Source organism: Candidatus Falkowbacteria bacterium, assembly GCA_016699775.1.
GTDB lineage: Bacteria > Patescibacteriota > Patescibacteriia > Patescibacteriales > Patescibacteriaceae > Patescibacterium > Patescibacterium danicum.
Window position 1 is genome coordinate 323,913 of record CP065010.1, and the last position, 19,827, is coordinate 343,739.

The 19,827-nt window shown below is 34.8% G+C and carries 23 protein-coding genes, 1 tRNA gene and 1 pseudogene; 15 read left to right on the top strand and 10 right to left on the bottom strand.

Translation table 11 applies throughout. The annotated features are described in order from the left end of the window. Positions 1-133 precede the first annotated feature (133 nt). Both IPN41_01650 and IPN41_01655 read left to right on the top strand, forming a co-directional pair. Positions 134-2,023 (top strand): DUF2339 domain-containing protein, encoded by a 1,890-nt coding sequence (locus IPN41_01650; protein ID QQS60659.1) that lies wholly within the window; start codon positions 134-136, stop codon positions 2,021-2,023. Positions 2,024-2,028: 5 nt separating this feature from the next. Further along, positions 2,029-3,189 carry a thrombospondin type 3 repeat-containing protein gene (locus IPN41_01655; protein QQS60660.1) on the top strand — a complete coding sequence of 387 codons (1,161 nt, stop codon included), beginning with the start codon at positions 2,029-2,031 and terminating at the stop codon, positions 3,187-3,189. 84 nt (positions 3,190-3,273) lie between these two features. On the opposite strand, the gene IPN41_01660 is transcribed toward IPN41_01655, so the two are convergent. Then, positions 3,274-3,344, bottom strand: a tRNA-Gly gene (locus IPN41_01660). Positions 3,345-3,476: 132 nt separating this feature from the next. Here IPN41_01660 and IPN41_01665 point away from each other — a divergent pair. From IPN41_01665 to IPN41_01680, 4 genes are read left to right on the top strand one after another with little or no spacing between them, the layout of a single operon-like run. Continuing rightward, positions 3,477-5,060, top strand: a complete 1,584-nt coding sequence (locus IPN41_01665; GenBank protein QQS60661.1) for a serine hydrolase — start codon at positions 3,477-3,479, stop codon at positions 5,058-5,060. Positions 5,061-5,081: 21 nt separating this feature from the next. After that, positions 5,082-5,768: a cell division ATP-binding protein FtsE gene (gene ftsE / locus IPN41_01670; GenBank protein QQS60662.1), complete on the top strand. Its 687-nt coding sequence runs from the start codon at positions 5,082-5,084 to the stop codon at positions 5,766-5,768. Between the two features lie 3 nt (positions 5,769-5,771). Further along, positions 5,772-6,683 (top strand): ABC transporter permease, encoded by a 912-nt coding sequence (locus IPN41_01675; GenBank protein ID QQS60663.1) that lies wholly within the window; start codon positions 5,772-5,774, stop codon positions 6,681-6,683. Next, entirely contained in the window at positions 6,684-7,373 is a 690-nt protein-coding gene (locus tag IPN41_01680; GenBank protein ID QQS60664.1) for an RNA methyltransferase, read from the top strand. It begins immediately after the preceding gene. 714 nt (positions 7,374-8,087) lie between these two features. On the opposite strand, the gene IPN41_01685 is transcribed toward IPN41_01680, so the two are convergent. The 3 genes from IPN41_01685 to IPN41_01695 all read right to left on the bottom strand — a co-directional run bounded on the left by IPN41_01685 (position 8,088) and on the right by IPN41_01695 (position 10,146). Continuing rightward, positions 8,088-8,414, bottom strand: coding sequence for an RNA-binding protein (locus tag IPN41_01685; protein ID QQS60665.1), 327 nt, complete (start codon positions 8,412-8,414; stop codon positions 8,088-8,090). A gap of 164 nt (positions 8,415-8,578) precedes the next feature. Beyond that, the gene (locus IPN41_01690) at positions 8,579-9,190 is read right to left on the bottom strand and encodes a superoxide dismutase (GenBank protein ID QQS60798.1); all 612 of its coding nucleotides are present in this window, start codon (positions 9,188-9,190) and stop codon (positions 8,579-8,581) included. Between the two features lie 101 nt (positions 9,191-9,291). Next, positions 9,292-10,146 carry a CHRD domain-containing protein gene (locus IPN41_01695; protein QQS60666.1) on the bottom strand — a complete coding sequence of 285 codons (855 nt, stop codon included), beginning with the start codon at positions 10,144-10,146 and terminating at the stop codon, positions 9,292-9,294. Positions 10,147-10,304: 158 nt separating this feature from the next. On the opposite strand from IPN41_01695, the gene mnmA reads away from it, so the two are divergent. Both mnmA and IPN41_01705 read left to right on the top strand, forming a co-directional pair. Next, positions 10,305-11,390, top strand: a complete 1,086-nt coding sequence (gene mnmA, locus IPN41_01700; protein ID QQS60667.1) for a tRNA 2-thiouridine(34) synthase MnmA — start codon at positions 10,305-10,307, stop codon at positions 11,388-11,390. Positions 11,391-11,543: 153 nt separating this feature from the next. Beyond that, positions 11,544-11,852 (top strand): GIY-YIG nuclease family protein, encoded by a 309-nt coding sequence (locus IPN41_01705; GenBank protein ID QQS60668.1) that lies wholly within the window; start codon positions 11,544-11,546, stop codon positions 11,850-11,852. A gap of 262 nt (positions 11,853-12,114) precedes the next feature. Here the strand turns inward: IPN41_01705 and IPN41_01710 are convergent, their stop codons facing one another. The 4 genes from IPN41_01710 to IPN41_01725 form a co-directional block, all read right to left on the bottom strand. After that, a complete protein-coding gene (locus tag IPN41_01710; GenBank protein QQS60669.1) occupies positions 12,115-12,264 on the bottom strand; it encodes a lmo0937 family membrane protein in 150 nt (49 codons plus the stop codon). Between the two features lie 73 nt (positions 12,265-12,337). Further along, positions 12,338-12,727 (bottom strand): HIT family protein, encoded by a 390-nt coding sequence (locus IPN41_01715; protein QQS60670.1) that lies wholly within the window; start codon positions 12,725-12,727, stop codon positions 12,338-12,340. 64 nt (positions 12,728-12,791) lie between these two features. Further along, positions 12,792-13,745, bottom strand: coding sequence for a tRNA-dihydrouridine synthase (locus tag IPN41_01720; protein ID QQS60671.1), 954 nt, complete (start codon positions 13,743-13,745; stop codon positions 12,792-12,794). A 1-nt stretch (position 13,746) separates the two neighbouring features. Then, positions 13,747-14,310 (bottom strand): hypothetical protein, encoded by a 564-nt coding sequence (locus IPN41_01725; GenBank protein QQS60672.1) that lies wholly within the window; start codon positions 14,308-14,310, stop codon positions 13,747-13,749. A gap of 99 nt (positions 14,311-14,409) precedes the next feature. Between IPN41_01725 and IPN41_01730 the strand changes: the two genes are divergently transcribed. After that, positions 14,410-14,823, top strand: a complete 414-nt coding sequence (locus IPN41_01730) for a disulfide bond formation protein B (GenBank protein QQS60673.1) — start codon at positions 14,410-14,412, stop codon at positions 14,821-14,823. Positions 14,824-14,830: 7 nt separating this feature from the next. After that, a complete protein-coding gene (locus IPN41_01735) occupies positions 14,831-15,472 on the top strand; it encodes a thioredoxin domain-containing protein (protein ID QQS60674.1) in 642 nt (213 codons plus the stop codon). A 27-nt stretch (positions 15,473-15,499) separates the two neighbouring features. Here the strand turns inward: IPN41_01735 and IPN41_01740 are convergent, their stop codons facing one another. Next, a complete protein-coding gene (locus tag IPN41_01740) occupies positions 15,500-16,003 on the bottom strand; it encodes a hypothetical protein (protein ID QQS60675.1) in 504 nt (167 codons plus the stop codon). 22 nt (positions 16,004-16,025) lie between these two features. On the opposite strand from IPN41_01740, the pseudogene IPN41_01745 reads away from it, so the two are divergent. From IPN41_01745 to rpmB, 3 genes and pseudogenes are all read left to right on the top strand, one after another. Continuing rightward, positions 16,026-16,713 (top strand): annotated as a pseudogene (locus IPN41_01745) (2,3-bisphosphoglycerate-dependent phosphoglycerate mutase). A 125-nt stretch (positions 16,714-16,838) separates the two neighbouring features. After that, positions 16,839-17,156, top strand: coding sequence for a hypothetical protein (locus tag IPN41_01750; GenBank protein QQS60676.1), 318 nt, complete (start codon positions 16,839-16,841; stop codon positions 17,154-17,156). A 65-nt stretch (positions 17,157-17,221) separates the two neighbouring features. Further along, on the top strand, positions 17,222-17,458 hold the full coding sequence (rpmB, locus tag IPN41_01755) for a 50S ribosomal protein L28 (GenBank protein ID QQS60677.1): 237 nt from the start codon (positions 17,222-17,224) through the stop codon (positions 17,456-17,458). Between the two features lie 54 nt (positions 17,459-17,512). Here rpmB and IPN41_01760 read toward each other — a convergent pair whose 3' ends face one another. Next, positions 17,513-17,818, bottom strand: coding sequence for a hypothetical protein (locus tag IPN41_01760; protein QQS60678.1), 306 nt, complete (start codon positions 17,816-17,818; stop codon positions 17,513-17,515). Positions 17,819-18,343: 525 nt separating this feature from the next. Between IPN41_01760 and IPN41_01765 the strand changes: the two genes are divergently transcribed. Beyond that, positions 18,344-18,934, top strand: coding sequence for a sigma-70 family RNA polymerase sigma factor (locus tag IPN41_01765; GenBank protein ID QQS60679.1), 591 nt, complete (start codon positions 18,344-18,346; stop codon positions 18,932-18,934). Between the two features lie 68 nt (positions 18,935-19,002). Then, the gene (locus IPN41_01770) at positions 19,003-19,794 is read left to right on the top strand and encodes a hypothetical protein (protein ID QQS60680.1); all 792 of its coding nucleotides are present in this window, start codon (positions 19,003-19,005) and stop codon (positions 19,792-19,794) included. The last annotated feature ends 33 nt before the right edge of the window (positions 19,795-19,827 follow it).

Consider the following 19,827-nt stretch of genomic DNA (forward strand, 5'->3'; position numbering starts at 1 on the left):
TAGAAAAGTAGGCATATCATTGATATTAATTTTAGTTAATTAAACTATAGTTAGGGAGTATGGTTGTAATAAAATTGAAGTTATGTACTGAATTTTATGATATACTAATAGATATTAAACATAATATTATTATATGACCTTCCTTCTTACTGCGGGTTTTACTATTTTACTATTTTTAGTTTTAGATGTACGTCGTCGATTAAAGGTTTTGGAAGCTCAGGGAGTTAATCAGAAATCTACCGTTGCACAGGAACCACAGAGTTCGCCCTCTACTTATTCTTTACCTCAAGCATTGTTAACTTATGTTGAAACTCAGCTACATTTGGGGGAAAATTCTGATTCAATTAAGACGGCCTTACTAGCTAAAGGTTGGGAGGCTACAGAGGTTGATCAGGCACTCTTATTATTAAGTGATTCGCAGAAAATAGTGTCATTACCAGATCAACCCGTTCCAGTTTCTGATAATAAGCCATCGGAGCCTTCTAATAATTTTTCCAATCAATTAATTAGTTGGGTAAAAGAAGATTGGCTACTTAAATTGGGAGCTTTATTGCTACTAATTGGTTTTGGTTGGTTAGTTAGTTACGCTTTTGCTAACAACTGGATTGGTCCGATGGGAAGAATCACTCTTGGCATTATGGCTGGAGCTGTCTTCATTTTACTCGGTTACTGGCGAATTCAAAAATTTATCCATCAAGGGGGAATATTCTTAGTTCTTGGCTCAACTATTATTTTATTGACTGTATTTGCAGCCCGGGAAATTTATGACTTCTTTACGCCATTTTCAGCTCTGATTATTATGTTTTTGAGTACGGTTTTAGTGGCTCTTGCCAGTGTTAAGTATCGTAATAGGATTTTAGCTTTTAGTAGTTTAATACTCGCCACAATTGCTCCTTTGTTTACAAGTGCTGCGGTCGCTGATTATGTTAGTTTGTTTACCTATCTTTTGTTCGTTATTTTAGGAACGATTTGGGTGGTGGCTTTAACTGGATATCGAGAGTTAACGGTAGCTGGTTTGATAGTAGTTGTTTGTTATAGCCTTCCTCATTTATTTGGTTTTACTTCCTCTGACGGTGCTGCTCTCTTGCTATTGATGTATGGTTTCACTATTGTCTTCTTTCTTTCCAGCACTTTTGGAATTATTAAAAATAGAGATAAGGCTCCAGCTGATTTAATAGCAGCTGGTGGTAATGGGTTGTTATTAATTCTTTGGATAATGATGGTTGCCCCTGATGAATGGAAAAGTTTTATTATTTCTGCTTGGATGTTGGTTTTTGCTATTGGAGCCTTTTTGGTTTATCGATCAACTGGTCAAAAACGTCCTTTGTATGTTTATGCCGGAGTCAGTATTGTCATGCTTGGAGCAGCCACTTCGGCTGAATTGACTGGCTCTGCTTTAACAATCGCTTATACATTGGAAAGTGCTGCTATTGTCGTTATTGGCTATATCCTTCTTAAAGATTATAAAATTGCTGAACACTTGAGTTATTTGTTGGCTGTGCCAATTTTGTTGTCACTTGATAACCTGATGTTTGGCTACGAATATTATGATAGTTATTACCGTTCTACAAGTGGCAATCTCTCAGTTTTGTTGATTTTAGCTCTTACTTTATTCGGCCTTGGTTTTTATTTCCGATATATTGGCCAAGAGAATACCGATAAAAGTTTTCATAAATATAATACTATTTTATTGATTTCCGGATCGGCTTATATTTTTCGATTAATTTGGTTATGGCAACATGAGGTATTACTAGGGAGTGATATAGCTACAATGATTTGTCTGATTATTTATATTATTGTTGGATTAGCATGTTATTTTTACGGTTTATTTAATCAACATCGGGTTCTCCGGATGTATGGAACAACTTTATTGGCTTTGACGATTGCACGATTAGTGTTGATTGATGTGTGGGATATGGATCTTACTGGTAGGATTATTACCTTCTTTTTGATTGGTATTTTGTTGATGAGCACAGCATTTTTAAGAAAAAATAAAATTAATAATAATCCTCCCTCTAATTAAGATCTATGATAAAAATTAAAATTTTCTTTTTTGGTATTTTGTTGAGCCTGGGTACAATAGTATCAGCTCAACAAATAATACTCCCACCAGAAATTCAATCAGCAATAAGTCCTTTTCAATTATATAAAGAGGTGACTACTGCCACCTTGGCAGTTCCGACTGTGGCTGAGATTCAGCTTCCAAGCGATTTTGTTGAACGATCAGGTATAGCTATTTTGAATCGTACCACTAATACATTTGAACCTTATTTTCTCAAAGAGGATATTTCTTTACAGAAAACTAATTTAATGATTACTGCTGAGCCGAGTAATAGTAGTGTGCCAATGATGAGTGACGGCAATTCAGTATCGTATGCTGATTTACCTTTACCGCTTGATTCTCAAGGAACTGCTATTCTAACAATTAGTAGCGCTCGTCCGATTACTTCTTCTGGTTTAAGTTTATTATTGGATGATTATGTGGCATTACCTAATTTTATAGAAATTAGAGCTGTAGTTGGCCAGGAAGAAAGAATTGTCGTAGCGCGTCAGAAAATGACTGATCCAATAATTAACTTTTTGGAGACAACCTCAGCTTTATGGAAAGTCACTTTGACGTTTGGTCAGCCACTACGGATCAGAGAACTTGACTTTAATCAGAGTAATACTACTCAATCAACCTCTCGTTCAATTAGATTTTTAGCTCAACCGGGTAATGATTATAGAATCTATTTTAAGCCTGATCGAGCTGTTAATACACCCACAACAGAAGCCGGCAATTTAATCGGTGCTAGTGATATTGTTGATTTTGATAGTGGGCAAACTCAGCCAAATGAATATTATCAAATAGCTGATTCAGATACAGACGGTATTCCTGATATTAATGATAATTGTGTTTCAATATCTAATACTGATCAACTTGATGTTAATAGTAATGGTCGTGGCGATGCCTGTGATGATTTTGATCAAGATGGAATTATTAATAGTGAAGATAACTGTATTAATAATCCGAACTTAGATCAAGATGATACTGATGGTGATGGCCAGGGTAATACTTGTGATAAAAAAGAAAGTCGTCTCACTGAACAATACCCTTGGTTACCATGGGTTGGGATCAGTCTGGCTGGAGTTATGATTATTGTTTTATTATTTTTAACAGCTCGATCTCAGCCAAAAATAGAGCAATAGTATATTGATTTATCTGATCAGATTTTCAGAATTTCTAATGCAGTCTGGTAATCTGCATTAGTTTGTTTTTTCGTAGTAGCAAGGAGCGGAATACCGGAATCGAACCGGCGCTTTAGCCTTGGGAAGGCCACGTACTACCATTATACTAATCCCGCGAAGTTTGTTTATTTACCTAATATTCGTTGTAATAAATAGGGTTTGAAAGGAGATGGAATCGTGGTATAATTATATTGTTACAGTCTATCTTCGTCAACATACGTTGACGTTTTGTTTTTAAATATTACTCCATGCAAAAATTAACAGTCATTACTTTTTTATTAGTTAGCTTTTTCTATGTTTCTCCATTGGCTTTAATTACTAAAGCGGATGAGCCGGGAGGACAAATTGTATCAAATCAAAATTTTTCAGCTAACATAAGTGAGAAAGGTCTTGGCAAAGATCTTTCTTGGCAGGTTTTTGATGAAGAATTACAGGTTGGTATTCCAGTTGGACGGATAATAAAACCAGCTTTAGTGACCTTAACCAAAATATCTGAGCCAATCACTCCACCGGCCGGTTTAACAGCCAGTGGTTCAATGTATCAAATCGATATTCCAGCTGCCTCATTTAGCTCTGGTACATATTATATTAGTTTAAAGAGTAGTGGCTCAAATGCTTATAAGCAAATTTATTTTTTTGATAAAAACCAAGGTTGGCGTCCACTGTCTACTAATGAAAATTTTGGTAAAGGCTTGATTAGTACTAGTGCTACTTTGCCATTTTTAAGAATTGCCGTATTTGAAAATCCTAAAATCTTAGTTAAAGGTGAGGCCAGTTGGTATCGTCATAAAAACGGATTGTTTGCCGCTTCGCCAGACTTTCCAGCAGGAACAAAATTGCGGGTTATTAATTTAGCCACCAAAAAATTTGTTGATATTATTGTTAATGATTTTGGTCCTGATCGTTCGGTACACCCAAACAGGTCTATCGACCTCGATGCAGTCGCCTTTGCAAAACTTGGGAAACTTGGTCAGGGGACAATGCAAGTGGCTATTGAAAAAATTCCCTCTACAGTTTCAGAAACACCAATTTTAAAACCAGCACCTAAATCGGGTGATAATACTCTAACAATCAAATCAAAAGCCGCCTTGGTTCTTAATAGTGTTGATAAAAAAGTCCTATGGAGCAAAGGAGAAAAAACTAAAGTTCCCATGGCTAGTTTAACAAAATTAGTAGCGATTAAAGTTTTTTTGGATACCAATCCGGATATGAAAAAAGTTGTGACCTACTCCGTTGATGACGAGGGAAAGAATGCTTTGTATGCCTTACCAAACGAATCAGCTCGCTTGAGACTTTTGGATAAAGACCAAATTGTTATTAAAGATTTGGTCTACGCTTCTTTAATTGGTTCAACTAACAACACAGTGGAAACATTAGTGCGAATTTCCGGTATTTCTCGGGAAAAGTTTATTAAACGAATGAATGATAAGGTAATTGAATGGGGAGCCACTCAAACACGTTTTGTTGAACCAACAGGTTTGTCAGCAAAAAATATTACGACTCCAAAGGATTATGCTATAATAGCGAGACAGGTATTTCTTGATAATGAAATTGCCGATGCTTCAGTAAGACCAAGCTATAGTCTTACAACTGTTAACACCAAAAAGAGTTTTACATTCAAAAACACAAATACCTTAGCTCGAGAAAAAGATTCACCAATCCTTGGCTCAAAAACAGGGTATACTGACGAAGCTGGATATTGTTTGGCAACAAAGTGGCCAACCAGTAAAGATAAAAATATTATAGTGATATTATTTGGAGCTCCAAGTCATAGTGCCAGTGTAGAGGATACAAAAAAACTTGTGGCTTTTGCTGAAAAAAATATTAAATAAGTATAGGTTTATATTTGGAATTTGTATATGATTCGACTTGATAATGTATCTAAAATTTACAAACCCAATATTAAAGCTCTTGATCATATAAACTTGTCTATTAAGCCAGGTGAATTTGTTTCGCTAGTTGGACAATCAGGAACTGGTAAAACAACCTTAGTTCGTTGTTTAATTGGTGAAGAACAACCAACAGAAGGTAGTATACAGATTGGTGATTGGGATATTACGACAATCGGAAAACGAGAGATCCCATACTTACGTCGACAGATTGCTGTTATTTTTCAAGATTTTAAATTATTGCCAAAAAAAACTCTTGCAGAAAATGTGGCTTTTGCTTTAGAAGTGGCTGGTAAGAGTAACAAAAAGATAAAAGAACTCGTTCCAAAGGTTATGGGGATTGTGGGTTTGGGTCAAAAAATGAAACGATATCCTAATGAAGTTTCTGGTGGAGAACAGCAACGAGCTGCTATTGCTCGTGCGTTAGTTTATCAGCCCAAAGTTTTATTAGCTGATGAACCAACCGGAAATCTTGATTCAATTAATGCTCAAGAGATTATTGATTTATTATTGAAAATTAATGAATTTGGTACTACGGTTTTGTTAGTGACGCATAACAAAGATATTGTTAATCGTTTAAAACGTCGCGTGGTTACCTTACATGATGGAAAGATTATTTCTGATCAAGCAGTTGGTAAATACATTATTTAATTTATGTTTATATCTTTTGCCAGAGCCTTAAAATTTAGTCTTCAGGATATCTGGAGAAATGTTTGGCTTTCTATTGTAACCATTGTTATTTTAGTGTTGGCTTTGTTTTCAGTTAATTTACTATTAGCAGTTCAGGTGATTTCTGGGGCTGCTGTAGAGACAGTTAGAGATAAAATTGATATTAGTCTATATTTACGAACGGAAGCTTCAGAAAGTGATATTTTAGCCCTACGAGCTAAAATTAGTGCCTTAGAGAATGTTCGAGAAGTTAACTATACGTCTAAACAAGCTGCCCTGGAGGCTTTTCAAAACAAGCATCAGAATAATCTTGATGTAATTAGTGCTTTGCGTGAATTGGATGAAAATCCCTTATCGCCAAGTTTGATTATTCATCCCAAAGATTTGAACCGTTATGATGATTTAATTACTGAATTAAATAAGATTAGTGATCCGATTATTGAAACCAGAAATTTTGATGATCATAAATTAATGCTTGAGAAGATAAATGGTATTACGGATCGAGTAAGCGAAGCGGGATTTTTAGTTAGTTTATTATTTATTTTTATTACCCTACTTGTGCTTTATAACACAATTCGGGTGGCGATATATACGCATCGTCAAGAGATTGCCATTATGCGATTAGTTGGGGGCTCAAGTTGGTTTATTCGCTCGCCATTTTTGATTTCTAGTATTTTGTATACCTTGATTGGGATGATTATTACTACAATTCTTTTCTACTTTTTCCTGACATTATTACAACCATACTTAGAGACATTTTTCCTAAATTATAACTTTAATATTGTTTCTTATTTTAGCGCTAATTTTGTGCGATTATTTATTCTAGAATTTTTGGGAGCTGCGGTGATTAATATGGTTGCTAGTTTAGTGGCGGTTAGAAAATATTCAAATATTTAAATGTTAACCGTTAAACAAGAAAAATTAATTCGCTCTCTTGCTACAAAAAAGGGTCGGAATGAATCCGGCTTTTGTTTAGTGGAGGGTGAAAAAAATATTGTAGAGGCCGGAGATTCAGTTGAGTTTACTTTTACTCCAGATGATTCAAAAGATTTTGCTAGTTTAGTAGAAACAGTTACGCCTCAACCAACAGCTGCCGTGGCCCGTATTCCAGTTTACACTAAAGATGACATTTTACGATGTGATAGTATTGTTGTTTTGGATGGTGTTCAAGATCCCGGCAACGTAGGAGCAATTCTCCGTCTCTGCTTAGGTTTCGATGCCTCATTGTTGCTTATTGAGTCAGCTGATCCTTCTAATACAAAAGTGATTCGTTCTTCTGCTGGAGCATTTTTTAATGTTCCGTGGCTTGAAATTGAACGACCAGGTGCTGAAGAAGAGTTATATTCATTTGGCCGAGAAGTCTATCGTTTAGAAGTTAGTAAGACGGATAATAATATTATTTTGAATCAAAAAAATGTAAAGACTTTAGCTGAAAAATTATTGTTAATTGCCGGATCTGAAGGACAGGGGATTAAGCTTGGTATTGCTGGCACTTCTTTGTATATTAAACATAGTTCAAAATTGGAGTCATTAAATGTGGCTAATGCGGTCGCGATAGTTTTATCAAGACTATATAATCGATATTGACTTTTTTTGTCAATCGTGGTATTTTAATATTGATAAAAACGTTGTTTAAAAATTAAAAGGAGGAAATTTTGGAAAATTATTGTCCTCGAGGGCCATTATATTTAAGGGATGGAGGTTATAGAGGGAAAATAAAAAAGAGTTTGGAGCAATTAATGTTTAGTGACTACAAAACAGTTTATGATTTAAAAAATGGCTTCTAAGATACTCCCTTGAAGAAAGTTCATTCCGTCGAAATATTAATTGGCTTTTTGAGAAAGGTAGAAATATTTGTCCAGTACGGAGTTGTGGTATTGATGGATGTTTAAATTGCGTTAAATATTTCTCTGTTAGATTTTCTGATGGCCTAACGTCAATTAATAGGATGTTTATGTGTTGTGACAATGAGGAGTGTATTTCAAAACTAAAATCTCCGGGAAAATGTTATTTATATGAAATTAAATTTGATGTTCATATTATTAATTTTTCAAAGCTGATTTTAAAAATAATTAAGAGAACCTTTTTGCTTATGCGTGTGGCATAAAAATTAATAAAAAATTTAGTGCTAATTTTGCATTTGAGTTTTTTAAAAGCTGCGCATCAAGGAAAATAGAAATTCAATTCAAATCGTAGATTTATAATAATAAAAAGATTTTTGATCTTTAAATTTGAATTTTAAGGTTTTTTCAATAACAAAACCCCCAGTCTTTCGACCGGGGGTTTATTATTGGTAATCAATTACCAACGGCTGTTGCCACCACGGTCTCCACCGCGGTTGTAACCGCCTCCATTGCCTTCACGGCGAGGAGGACGTTCAGTCATTGGGCGAGCTTCGCTGATTGAAAGTGCTCGGCCGTCAAGTTCTTTGCCGTTGAGCATTGCAATCGCGTTAGCTGCCTCTTCATCAGTAGACATTTCAACAAAACCAAAGCCTTTTGAGCGTCCGGTCATGCGATCCATGATGATAGTAGCTGAAACAACATTACCTGCCTGGGAAAAATATTCACGCAAGGCATCGTCGTTAGAACCATAGGAGATTCCGCCGACATAAAGTTTCTTTGCCATACTTATCTGTCTCTTAAAGAATAAATTGTAAGTCGACTTGTTCCGCCTGTGGCGGACCTGTTCATACTTTGTTTTAAGAGACCTTATCGAGGCTCGCAAACTTTCGTAAGAAACACTTACAAGTAATTCCAGGATATCAGAAAAGGGTTAGCAAGTCAAGATGCTTATAAGCTTTGAAAATTGCTATTTACCTCTTCCCAATTAATGATACTCCAGAATGCTTCTACATACTCGGCACGTCGATTTTGGTATTTTAAATAATAGGCATGCTCCCAAACATCAAGACCTAGGATTGGCTTGCCACCATTCATAATTGGGTTATCTTGAAGGGGAGTAGATTGAATTTCCAATTTTCCCTCACCATTTAAGCTTAACCATGTCCAACCACTGCCAAATTGAGTACTAGCCGTTTCTGTAAATTGCTTTTTAAAATTATCAAAACTTATGAAATCCCGGGTGATCGCCTTCATTAATTCTTCTCCTGGTTCTTCGTTATTATTTATTTTTAATATTTGCCAAAAGAATGAATGATTAAAATGTCCGCCACCATGATTTCGGACAGCCGTTCTAATATCTTCTGGAACTGACTCTAGGTTTTGTAATAATGAAATCAGACTTTGATTATATAGTTCTGGGTGTTTATCTAAAGCGGCATTTAATTTATCAACATACGCTTGATGATGTTTATCGTGGTGAATACGCATTGTTTCGGCATCAATATATGGCTCAAGAGCATTAAAGTTATATTGGAGAACTGGCAAAGTATGCATAATAATATATTTATATACGTGAATAAGTCTTTATAGTATACCTTATTTTTTCTATTGTCTTAAATTAAAAAAAAGACCCTGAAATCAGGGTCTTTTTGTTTTAATATTTAGAATACGATTTGACCTCTGGATAGATCAATTTCACTTACTGCGCCACTCATGTAAACCTGAACATAGTACTCACCATTTATTAACTTTTCTTCATCTATAGAATCATTATATTTCCACTCGCCAGTGAAAGTATTATTTGTATTTGTGTCTAATATTTTAACTACGGGACCGATGGTGCCCGGTCGAGCTGGCCCATGAATTTTTATTACTCTTCCAGTGGCTGAAATATTTTTTAATTTAAACTCATATTTTAATGTATTATTTTTGGTATTGATTGTAAATCTTGCAGTACCACCTTTATTAGTGTTAGCAATAGGGTCTACTACGTTTTTTGAAGAAAGAGTTGTTTTATAGGCAAGTTCTGTAAAGGCTGGAATATTAAGGTCTGTTCGATAGACAGGGTTTTCAGTTGGATTAGGGTTTAGATCAAAAATCTGTTCTTTACTAACTTCTAACTTATCAAAGATCTTTGGATAGGATACATATTGAGTAAAGCTCATATATCCAGTTCCATTATTTTTTCTAATTGTTGAACCAATACTTAAACGATAACCTGTTTCAGAATCAAGTAACCAGGCTTGATAGACGTATGATTTATCAGCTGAGTTTGCTGGCAAATTTTCCAGACTCAGGGTAACTGCCACTTTATAAGTTGGTCCACTAATGGCAGAGACTTGAATATTTGATTTTACTTTAACACCAGAAGTTACTTCATTTGGTAAATAGCCAATAAACTTTGGGCTTGTTGTCCAAGGAAATGGATCGGCCGCTGAAGCAATTCCAGTTAACGAAAAACCAATTACTAAAACTAAGATGAGGCTACTTAGTCTTTGAAAAATATTATTTTTCATACTTATTAAATTAATAAATAAAAACCAATTATTAAGATAAGAATCACAATGATTCTGATTATCTATATAATACTACAATTTTGCTTAAAAGTCTAAAATTTCTGTTAATACTTTTGAACATAATTTAGCTAAGATTTGACTGATTTTTGAACTATGATATGCTTGCCGATATGAAAGTAAAAAATAAAAAAAGAGTGATTGTTGGATTATCTGGGGGCGTTGATTCGTCAGTGGCGGCTGCTTTGCTTATTAAAAAAGGCTATGAAGTCATTGGTGTTTTTATGAAGAATTGGAGTGAAAATGTTGGGGATTTTTGTTGTAGTTGGACTGAAGATTTAGAAGACGCTCGTCGGGTTGCTCAAACCTTAGGTATTCGCTTTTATGTCTGGAATTTTGAAAAAGAATATAAGGAGCAGGTGATTGGCTATTTTTTTAATGAATATCGAGCCGGACGCACACCAAATCCAGATGTATTATGTAATAGAGAAATAAAATTCAAATTATTTTTAGAAAAAGCCCTTCGTTTTGGTGCAGATTATATTGCCACAGGGCATTACGCACGAGTAAAAAAGGTTGGCGAGGTTTATTCATTATTAAAAGGCAAAGATGGGAATAAAGATCAAACCTATTTTTTATATACTTTGACTCAGAATGAATTACAGCATAGCCTTTTTCCTGTCGGTGATTATAAAAAGCCTGATATTAGGAAATTAGCAGAGAAATATAAACTGCCTACATTTGCAAAAAAAGATTCACAAGGAATTTGTTTTATTGGTGAAGTTGATATTAAAGAGTTATTACAACAGCAAATTAAACCAAAACCAGGGATAATCGTTAATGTGAAAGGGGAGAAACTTGGTAAACATGATGGATTTCCTTTTTATACGCTTGGTCAGCGAGGTGGTCTTGATATTGGGGGAAAGGGCCCATATTACGTAGTTGCAAAAGATAAAAAGAAAAATCAAATTGTAGTCAGTGATAATCCTGATGATTCGATGCTATGGCGTAAAGAGTGTATATTAATGGATGTTACATGGACTCGAGATATGGTTATTCCAAGGCAGTTGGATGTAACAATTCGGTATCGACACTCAACTTCAGTCGCAACTGTACAAGTTTTATCAAAAAATCGTATAAAATTAATTTTTAATGAACCGCAACGAGCAATCACCCCAGGTCAAGCGGCAGTTTTTTATATTAAAGATGAGTTAGTTGGTGGTGGTGTGATTGATGAGGTTTTGTAGATTGCTATCGTATTTTTTTATATGTCATCCTCTGAATTGCCGAAGGCTATACTGGGCGACTTGAGTAAATTTACATATCACAGTCTCTGTCATCCTCCGGTTTAACCGGAGGATCTGAGTATTAATGTTTTGCCCTCTTCTAAATTAATAAATATGAAGAGTGAAAAGCATTACTATGTTTATATTCTCACAAACCGACATAATTCGGTGTTATATATTGGTGTAACCAATAGTTTAGAAAGAAGGCTTGGTCATCATATTCTTCGGGTTAATGAACATTCGTTTACTTCAAAGTATAAAGTAAATAAGTTAGTTTACTTTGAGATCTATGGAAATATAGGTATGGCTTTGCAGCGTGAAAAACGATTGAAAAAATGGAATAGAGATTGGAAGATAGAATTGATTAAAAAAAATAATCCCGAATGGCGGGATTTATATTTTCAAGCCTCAGAAGAAATCTAGGTTATACGCAGATTATCCGATATTGCCTTCGGCAATTCGGATAATGACATGTTTGTATATAAAGTTCAGTTAAACATTCAGTTACTTCGGTAATTCGGATAATGACACGTTTTTTGAGCAGAAAGACTGGCAATGACATTGTATCTATGCACACATCAATTAATGACATAGTTAGTGCGATAATCCGATATATGACAAACACAATCATTAAATCGGATAATGACACGTTGCATGATTAGTGGAGATACTGACAACTAACTTATTACAATATCTTTTCACCCTTAATAACCTTAATTAAAACAACGACAATAGCGACTATTAGAAGAATGTGAATAAATCCACCCAGGGTGAATTTAGTTACGAGGCCTAATAACCACAGTATTAATAAAACCACGGCGATCGTATACAACATAGACGTAAAATTAATTAATAAGTGGACTCTTAATTAATAATACGTTGAACAGCGGGTATTGTTACGTTTAGGCTTATTTTATAGCGTTTTTGATGTTTTCAGCCATCTCTTCAAGTTCTTCTTTTGAAGTATTATACGCCCGACGATGATCCAGTTCATATATAGCATTGATCGGTATGAGGTGAATATGAACATGTTCAACACCAAAGCCTTCAACAACATAGCCGATTCTTTTTGCGTTTGTAGCTTTACGAAGCGATATTGCTAGATCTTTGGCGTTTAAAAATAAATCAGTATATTCTTGATTATTCATATCTAGGACATCACCAACAACTTTTTTTGGAACTATCAAAAGATGTCCAGGATTAATTGGTTTAATATCTAGAAAAGCAATATGTTTTTCATCTTCCCAGACAATATAGGCTGGGATTTCGTGAGCAATGATTTTTTCAAAAATAGTCATAGAGAGAGGTTTATAAAGTTAAAAAGTTATAATGTTGTAAGGTTATAAAGAGGGATAGAAATAATTATTTTTTTTGTAAAAATTTTTTTACTATTTCTTCAACCTCTTGTATATTTTCTGTTTTCATTAATTCTATCCGTAATTCCTTGGCTCCGTCAAAGCCATTAGCATAGGCCTTATAATGTTTACGCATAATATGAAAAGATTTGATATCACCAAGTAGCTCCATAAATAATGTACTGTGTTCAATCATTACGCTTAGTCGTTCAGAAATTGAAATATCAGAAATATTTTTTTCTGTATTAAATAACCAAGGATTTCCAAAAATTGCTCGTCCAAGCATTACGCCATCACAACCTGTTTGCTCTGCTTTGGCACGAGCATCGGCAATATCCATAGCATCTCCATTACCAACAATTAAGGTTCCTGAACCACGAGCAATTTCAACCGCTTCAGCAATCGTATCCCAACGAGCAGGAACTTTGGACATTTCTTTCCTGGTTCTACCGTGAACAATAATCATTTCTGGTTTTTCAGCTAATAACTCTGGGAGCCAATCTTGAAGTGTATTTTTTGTATCACCAATTCTTGTTTTAATCGATAGGGGAATATTTGGTGCGCCGGCTTTGGCGGCTTTCATTAATTCCCGAGCTAGGCTTGGATTTTTCATTAAACAGGCTCCCGCTCCTTGCTTCATGACATTTTTATCAGGGCAACCCATATTAATATCAAGGCCATCAAACCCTAGTTCTTGAATTAATTTAGCTGCCCCATACATTTTTTCCGGATCAGCCGTAAAAAGTTGGGCAATAATTGGTCGTTCAACTTCTGAAAATAATAAATCTTTTAACAACACTTCTCGACCCGGGGATAATAAGCCATTAGCTGAAACAAATTCAGTGTACATAACATCTGGTTTTCCGTATTTTGCAATTATTCTACGAAAAGCAGCATCAGTGACATTAGCCATTGGTGCCATAATAAAAAAAGGCTTGGGAAGTTTATGCAAAAAAGACATTTTAATTAAACAGTAATTTTACGCCTGTTAGCAATAAATAAATACCTAGAGAGTTGAGAAAAAAGGTCAAAAGAATAAAATGCCATTTTTTCATTTTATTAGCTGACAGTAATGACACTCCAAGTTCATCTGGTAGTGGTGAAGCGATAATAATTGCTCCAATCACCGGAGTCAACCACACAAAATAACGACTGTGTAAAATATGAGCAATTGGTGAGTGACTTAGTTTTTCAATGATTGGTTCAAGCTCAGTAAAGATGGTTTCTTTAAAAAAGCTGAAAATAATAAAATCACCGATAACAGAACCAAGACCAGCTAATAGAGATAATTCAATTAAATTTAAATTTTCCGAGAAGGTATAGAGAACTGCCAAAGCTGGGGCTGCTGTAAATGTCATGACGGAAAAAATTCCTATAATGATTGCTCCGGCATACCCCCAGTCACCAAAATTGGCAATAACTGTTTTTACTGAGGGTGTTTCGGCTACGAAGAAGAAAACAATAATACTTATAGCCAGTAGGCTTAAGTTTTTATAGCGCCAGTGATGATGTTTTTTGAACCACATAATACTAGTATATGTTTGAAATAAGATTTTTTCAATTTTTATTCATTATTTGCCTAAAAATCAGTATTATTATATTATTGAGAGTATTCAATTTATCATATGAAAAAATTAATTCAAGATTATAGTATACCCGTAGCTCTGGTCCTGTCTATTGCTGGTTTATTAGGAAGCCTTTATTTTAGCGAAGTTAAAAATTTTATTCCCTGCGTGCTTTGTTGGTATCAAAGAATCGCCTTATATCCTTTAGTTCTTATTTTTTCTATCGGTATAGCTACTCGTGATACGGGAGTTTGGCGATATGCCTTACCGTTATCGGTTATTAGCCTCGGGATTGGTGTGTATCAGCTATTACTCGTCTATGGAGTGATTACGGCCTCTTCAGCTTGTTCTGTTGGTGTTTCCTGTGTGGCGATTACCTGGTCATTATTTGGCTTTATTACGATTCCCTTGCTAGCCTTTCTTGAAGCTTTAATTATTACAGTTATTCTAATTGCGTATCGTAAATACGTATAAATATTATATGTCAAAAGAATACAAAATTTTATTAAGCATTGGCTTAGGAGCCGTTATCTTGGCGGTAGTTTTATTTAAGTTTACTGGGCAACCAGCAACCAAAGCGCCTTTAGTGGAACGAACAGGACTATATATTAAAGGCTCTGCAACAGCTCGAGTAACTGTTACCGAGTTTGCAGATTTTCAATGTCCAGCTTGTCGAGTTGCTAATGATCTTTCAAATAAAATTTTGGCAGCCTATCCTAATGATGTAAAATTTGTATTTAGACATTTTCCTTTGTCAGGTCATTTGAATGCTATGATTTCTGCTCAAGCTGTTGAGGCGGCCGGTGCTCAAGGAAAGTTTTGGGAAATGCATGATATTTTATATGAAAAACAAGCTGAGTGGGGTGATACTGTTAATCCCTTAAGTCGTCAACAGGCCCTAGATTTGTTTAAAGGGTATGCCGAGCAACTTGGACTTGATCAAGTCGCTTTTGTGCAAGCTATAGAAAATAATTCTTATGCTGACGTCATTAATCAAGATATGTCGGCTGGAAGTGCTTCTGGAGTTAATGCTACCCCTTCATTTTTTGTAAATAACGTTTTGATTGGTCAACCAAGCTTTGAAGCTATTAAATCTGAGATTGATAAGGCATTGGCAAAATAAACAAGAAAGTAAAAAAGACTTTGTATGCTACAGAGTCTTTTTTTGTTTTCGCCTTTTTTGTATAAACCAAAGTGTATAACCAATAATAATTAAGATCCAGTTTGGAAAAAATATTAAGGGATGTGACCAGGGTGTGCCATCTATTTTAAAATCTGATAGTGGCCAGAGAAAAGGTGTAGCAAAAAATGAATCAGAATGGGTAAATATATCAAGAATAATATGTATGCCCCAGGCCAGTAAGGGGATATATGGTCGTTTAAGAATAAGCCATAGCCCAAGAAAAACCACAGCAAAAATTATAAAACTATGAGTATAGTTATATAAGACGTGAACGTAAGCGGGAATATCAGCGTTAGTTGGGTTATTTGCCCAGTCAATGCGAGGCTCTATACCAACAAGTTGTGCAATAGTGAAAATACCGAAAGATAAAACATCAGGAAGTACACCAAACAAAAAAGCCAACCAATAGTCTTGGCGCTTTGTTCTTCCAAACGCTAATCCTCCCCATAGTCCATGAGAAACAACATCCATAAATATATGATATGATAGTAATATGAAACAAGCAAATCTAGTTTTATTACGACATGGACAAAGTGTCTGGAATAAGAAGAATGTTTTTACTGGTTGGGTAGATGTTGGTTTATCAAAAAAAGGCGAAGCAGAAGCTAAAGAGGCAGGGCGATTATTACATCGTCGTGGATATTCTTTTGATTTGGCCTACACCTCTGTTTTAAAGCGAGCCATCAAAACTTTATCTTTAACACTGAAAGCAGCCCATAGTCCAAAGATTCCAACCAAGCAGTCGTGGCGCCTTAATGAACGTCATTATGGTGCTTTACAAGGAAAGAATAAACAAACCATTGAAAAGGAATTTGGCACCAAGCAATTTTACTCTGGCGTCGAAGTTACGCTGTTCGTCCGCCATTATTGTCTAGGCCAATGAAAGGTCAATGCACGCCAGCTCAGTGTGGTCTAAAGCTCAGTGAATTTCCACAAGCTGAGTCTTTGAAGGATACATATAAACGGGTAATGCCTTTTTGGAACCAAGAGATTTTCCAGCCCTTAAACGTGGTGAAAAAATTATTATATCGGCTCATGGTAACAGCTTACGTGCCTTAGTGAAGCATTTAGATAAGATTAGTGATACCAAGATTACTCAGCTTGAAATTCCTACTGGAAAACCACTTTGCTATCAGATCACAACTAAAGGCCTAGTGCAAAAGAAATGGTACTTAAAGTAAGGTGAAAATGATTAAAAAAATTTAGATAATTATCCATTTGCTTGGGTAATTATTTTTTGTTAGACTGGATGTAATCCCTCCAAGATTATTAATTTACTTGGAGTATGTATGCAACACAAGAAGATATGGACCTCCTTCTCGAATCAGTTAATAAAATGGCTACGTGTATAGAAGAACTATCGGCACGAATGGATGATTTTTCTATACGTATGGATCAATTATCTGCCCGCCTGGAAGATCTAGCTTCGCGTATGGAAGAAGGATTTATACGAATAGATCAACGACTTAATTATCTTGAGACTAGACTTGAACGAATTGAAAAGAATATGGTTCATAAAGCCCAGTTTAATAGTCTATTAATTATTTTGGAAAAGAAGCAGGTTATTACCTCGTTTGAAAAGGCTCATATCCTTTTTCCTCCAATTGAAGACCCTTTGTCCTAGGGCTTGACAGACTCCTTATTTTAAGAGATAATGAGCCTATTGCTTAATTTTTAGAAAATATATTTATGAGTACACGATGCCAACTGACGGGCAAAAAAGCTGCGAGTGGTTTTAATAAAAGCCATTCAAATCGTCGCACTAAGCGTAAATTCCGTCCAAATTTGCAAGAAAAAAAAGTGGTTAATCCAAAGACTGGACGAACAGTTAAATTAACCTTAAGTACTACTGCTTTAAAGACATTAAAGAAATGGGATAAAGCTGGTAAAGTATACGACTTACAAGCCATTACTGCTAAGCGATAAACCCGTTATAAAAAAATCCTCCCGGTTAAATGCCGAGAGGATTTTTTTATAAGTTTATTCTTTCCACTTATCCACATACTGACCAATTCCAAAGTTATTAAATTTATTTCTAAGTTTAGTATTTTTTAACATCCAGATAGCTAAAGTAGCGAAATTAATAAGATAACGATTACGAACTACTTTAAATTTTAAAATTCCAGAATCCAAACCTCTTCTGATGGTTTTTGATTGAACACCACCTAATTTCGCAGACTCAGAAACAGATAACCATATTGGGCTTATAGCCTCTGCCGGGGGATTTGAAATAATAGGTAATTTATTATTTTTTTTATTTTTTACTTTATTATTTTCAGACTCCATATTCAGGATTTAAGTCTACATAATTGTAGACTAATGATGATTTATATAGTAAAATATATTATTTTTAAGTCTATAAATTCGTAGACTTATCTCTTGATTCTAATCATTCTTTAGACTTTAAGTCTAGATTAGAATGGACTTAACTTCTATTTTACAGCTTTTCTATAATATTGCAAGTGGAATTGCTTGTCATCCCCGCCTGCCTGCCGGTAGGTAGGTGTAGACGGGGATCCTGTCGTTATTATGACTATGAATTTAAATTTTTCAAATATGTAATCAGATGTTATTTGAACAAGTCAGTGGTTTAGTTTGATTTTATATATTTATCTATTTTGTTGTTTTTAATTTTGTATTTGCCTGTTTTTACCTATTTTAGTAATTGCTCTACTGATGACACTTCCTTGTCATTTTATCTCTCTTATGGTATATTGTGAGGATTAATAGGGGAATATTGATAGTATTTTTTACCCCTTGTTTAGCACTAAAAGGGTTACTGTAACACTTTTATTTTTTTTTCGTAATCTAATGGTAAGTCTAAAAGAGACCTTATTTGGAGGGGAAGCAGAACTCTTCTTAAGGCTAAAAAAACATAAAGATAAACAGGCTTTTATTGAAGCGTATGATCTGTATATTGAGCAGATATGCCGCTTCATATACTTTAAAGTTGGGAACCGAGAGGAAGCTGAGGATATTGCCTCAATGGTTTTTTTAAAGTGCTGGAATTATGTCTATGAAGGCAATTTAGGTGATTACCATACTTTAAAATCATTATTATATAAGATTGCTCGCAATACGATTATTGATCATTATCGAAAGAATCAAAATCGTAAGAGTGTATCTTTGGATGATATTGCTCAAACTTCTGCAGCGATTGATACTGATTCAAGTCCAGAAGAAAAGGCAGCCGTGGCTTTTGACTTTCAAAAAGTTATAGAAGAAAAGTTACCGCTCTTAAAAGAAGAATACCGTGAAGTAATCATTCTACGTTTTATCAACGAACTTTCAATCACAGAAATTGCTGCTGTGCTTGGTAAGACAAATGGAAATATTAGAGTTATTATTCACCGAGCTTTAGAATCACTTCAGCAATTAGTCAAAGAAGATAATCAAGATTAATAAAATTGTTACATTATTATAGGTTTATATTTCTATATAATCCTGTAACAATTTAATAAATTTATTATATGAATGAAAAAGACTTAGTTCGCCATCTCTCAAGTCTTAAAGATATGTCTCCTCGTGCCGATTGGGTCCGCCAAAATCGCGAGGTTTTGTCATATCAAATTTTTAATGGCCAAGAATCAGTCGCAACTGAGCTTGGATTTTTCAGTCGTTTAAATTTATTAACCCACCGTTTATTGCAACCTACACCAATTGCTGCCTTAATTCTTTTATTTTTTGTAGGAAGTGGTTTTGTTAGTATCCGTGCCTCACAGAAGACTACGCCAAATGATGTTTTATATATTGCTAAAATAATTAGTGAGAAGACTGAATATGCAGCAACCTTTGATGAAAAGGCTAAGGCTCAATTAAATGTCCAATTTGCAAAAAACCGAGCAGCTGAATTAAGTATGATTGTTGGTAACTCTACAGAAACTAATTCTACTGATCCACGAGTACAAGAATTGTCAGATAGTTTTAAGAAGGAAATTGCCTCTGTCCGTGAACGACTTACTCGACTACAAGAAGAAGAAGCTAGACAGGCAACCATTGACGCTCAATCTCAGTCAAGACAAAAAATGAATATTACTACCAAGAAAAATACAGAAACTACCGATCCGGCTGATACAAAAACCCCTGAAGATGCTACCGGAGAAAGTGAAGTCTTTAGTGCTGATTCCAGTAAAGATGAAAAGGGAATTGAGATTTCAATGCCAGTATCCAGTCAAAAAGTATTAGAAGAAGCAGAAAAGCTGTTTAATGAAAAAAATTATAATGAAGCTGTCAGTAAATTAGGAGAAATAATAATTAAATAACGTTAGTAATAGAACATTAACAATTCGCCTGAT

Bases quoted from the DNA above. Each gene is read 5' to 3' on its own strand.
- IPN41_01650 (QQS60659.1), top strand. From the start codon at position 134: ATGACCTTCCTTCTTACTGCGGGTTTTACTATTTTACTATTTTTAGTT.
- IPN41_01655 (QQS60660.1), top strand. From the start codon at position 2,029: ATGATAAAAATTAAAATTTTCTTTTTTGGTATTTTGTTGAGCCTGGGT.
- IPN41_01665 (QQS60661.1), top strand. From the start codon at position 3,477: ATGCAAAAATTAACAGTCATTACTTTTTTATTAGTTAGCTTTTTCTAT.
- IPN41_01675 (QQS60663.1), top strand. From the start codon at position 5,772: ATGTTTATATCTTTTGCCAGAGCCTTAAAATTTAGTCTTCAGGATATC.
- IPN41_01680 (QQS60664.1), top strand. From the start codon at position 6,684: ATGTTAACCGTTAAACAAGAAAAATTAATTCGCTCTCTTGCTACAAAA.
- IPN41_01685 (QQS60665.1), bottom strand. From the start codon at position 8,414: ATGGCAAAGAAACTTTATGTCGGCGGAATCTCCTATGGTTCTAACGAC.
- IPN41_01695 (QQS60666.1), bottom strand. From the start codon at position 10,146: ATGAAAAATAATATTTTTCAAAGACTAAGTAGCCTCATCTTAGTTTTA.
- mnmA (QQS60667.1), top strand. From the start codon at position 10,305: ATGCTTGCCGATATGAAAGTAAAAAATAAAAAAAGAGTGATTGTTGGA.
- IPN41_01705 (QQS60668.1), top strand. From the start codon at position 11,544: ATGAAGAGTGAAAAGCATTACTATGTTTATATTCTCACAAACCGACAT.
- IPN41_01710 (QQS60669.1), bottom strand. From the start codon at position 12,264: ATGTTGTATACGATCGCCGTGGTTTTATTAATACTGTGGTTATTAGGC.
- IPN41_01715 (QQS60670.1), bottom strand. From the start codon at position 12,727: ATGACTATTTTTGAAAAAATCATTGCTCACGAAATCCCAGCCTATATT.
- IPN41_01720 (QQS60671.1), bottom strand. From the start codon at position 13,745: ATGTCTTTTTTGCATAAACTTCCCAAGCCTTTTTTTATTATGGCACCA.
- IPN41_01725 (QQS60672.1), bottom strand. From the start codon at position 14,310: ATGTGGTTCAAAAAACATCATCACTGGCGCTATAAAAACTTAAGCCTA.
- IPN41_01730 (QQS60673.1), top strand. From the start codon at position 14,410: ATGAAAAAATTAATTCAAGATTATAGTATACCCGTAGCTCTGGTCCTG.
- IPN41_01735 (QQS60674.1), top strand. From the start codon at position 14,831: ATGTCAAAAGAATACAAAATTTTATTAAGCATTGGCTTAGGAGCCGTT.
- IPN41_01740 (QQS60675.1), bottom strand. From the start codon at position 16,003: ATGGATGTTGTTTCTCATGGACTATGGGGAGGATTAGCGTTTGGAAGA.
- IPN41_01750 (QQS60676.1), top strand. From the start codon at position 16,839: ATGGACCTCCTTCTCGAATCAGTTAATAAAATGGCTACGTGTATAGAA.
- rpmB (QQS60677.1), top strand. From the start codon at position 17,222: ATGAGTACACGATGCCAACTGACGGGCAAAAAAGCTGCGAGTGGTTTT.
- IPN41_01760 (QQS60678.1), bottom strand. From the start codon at position 17,818: ATGGAGTCTGAAAATAATAAAGTAAAAAATAAAAAAAATAATAAATTA.
- IPN41_01765 (QQS60679.1), top strand. From the start codon at position 18,344: ATGGTAAGTCTAAAAGAGACCTTATTTGGAGGGGAAGCAGAACTCTTC.
- IPN41_01770 (QQS60680.1), top strand. From the start codon at position 19,003: ATGAATGAAAAAGACTTAGTTCGCCATCTCTCAAGTCTTAAAGATATG.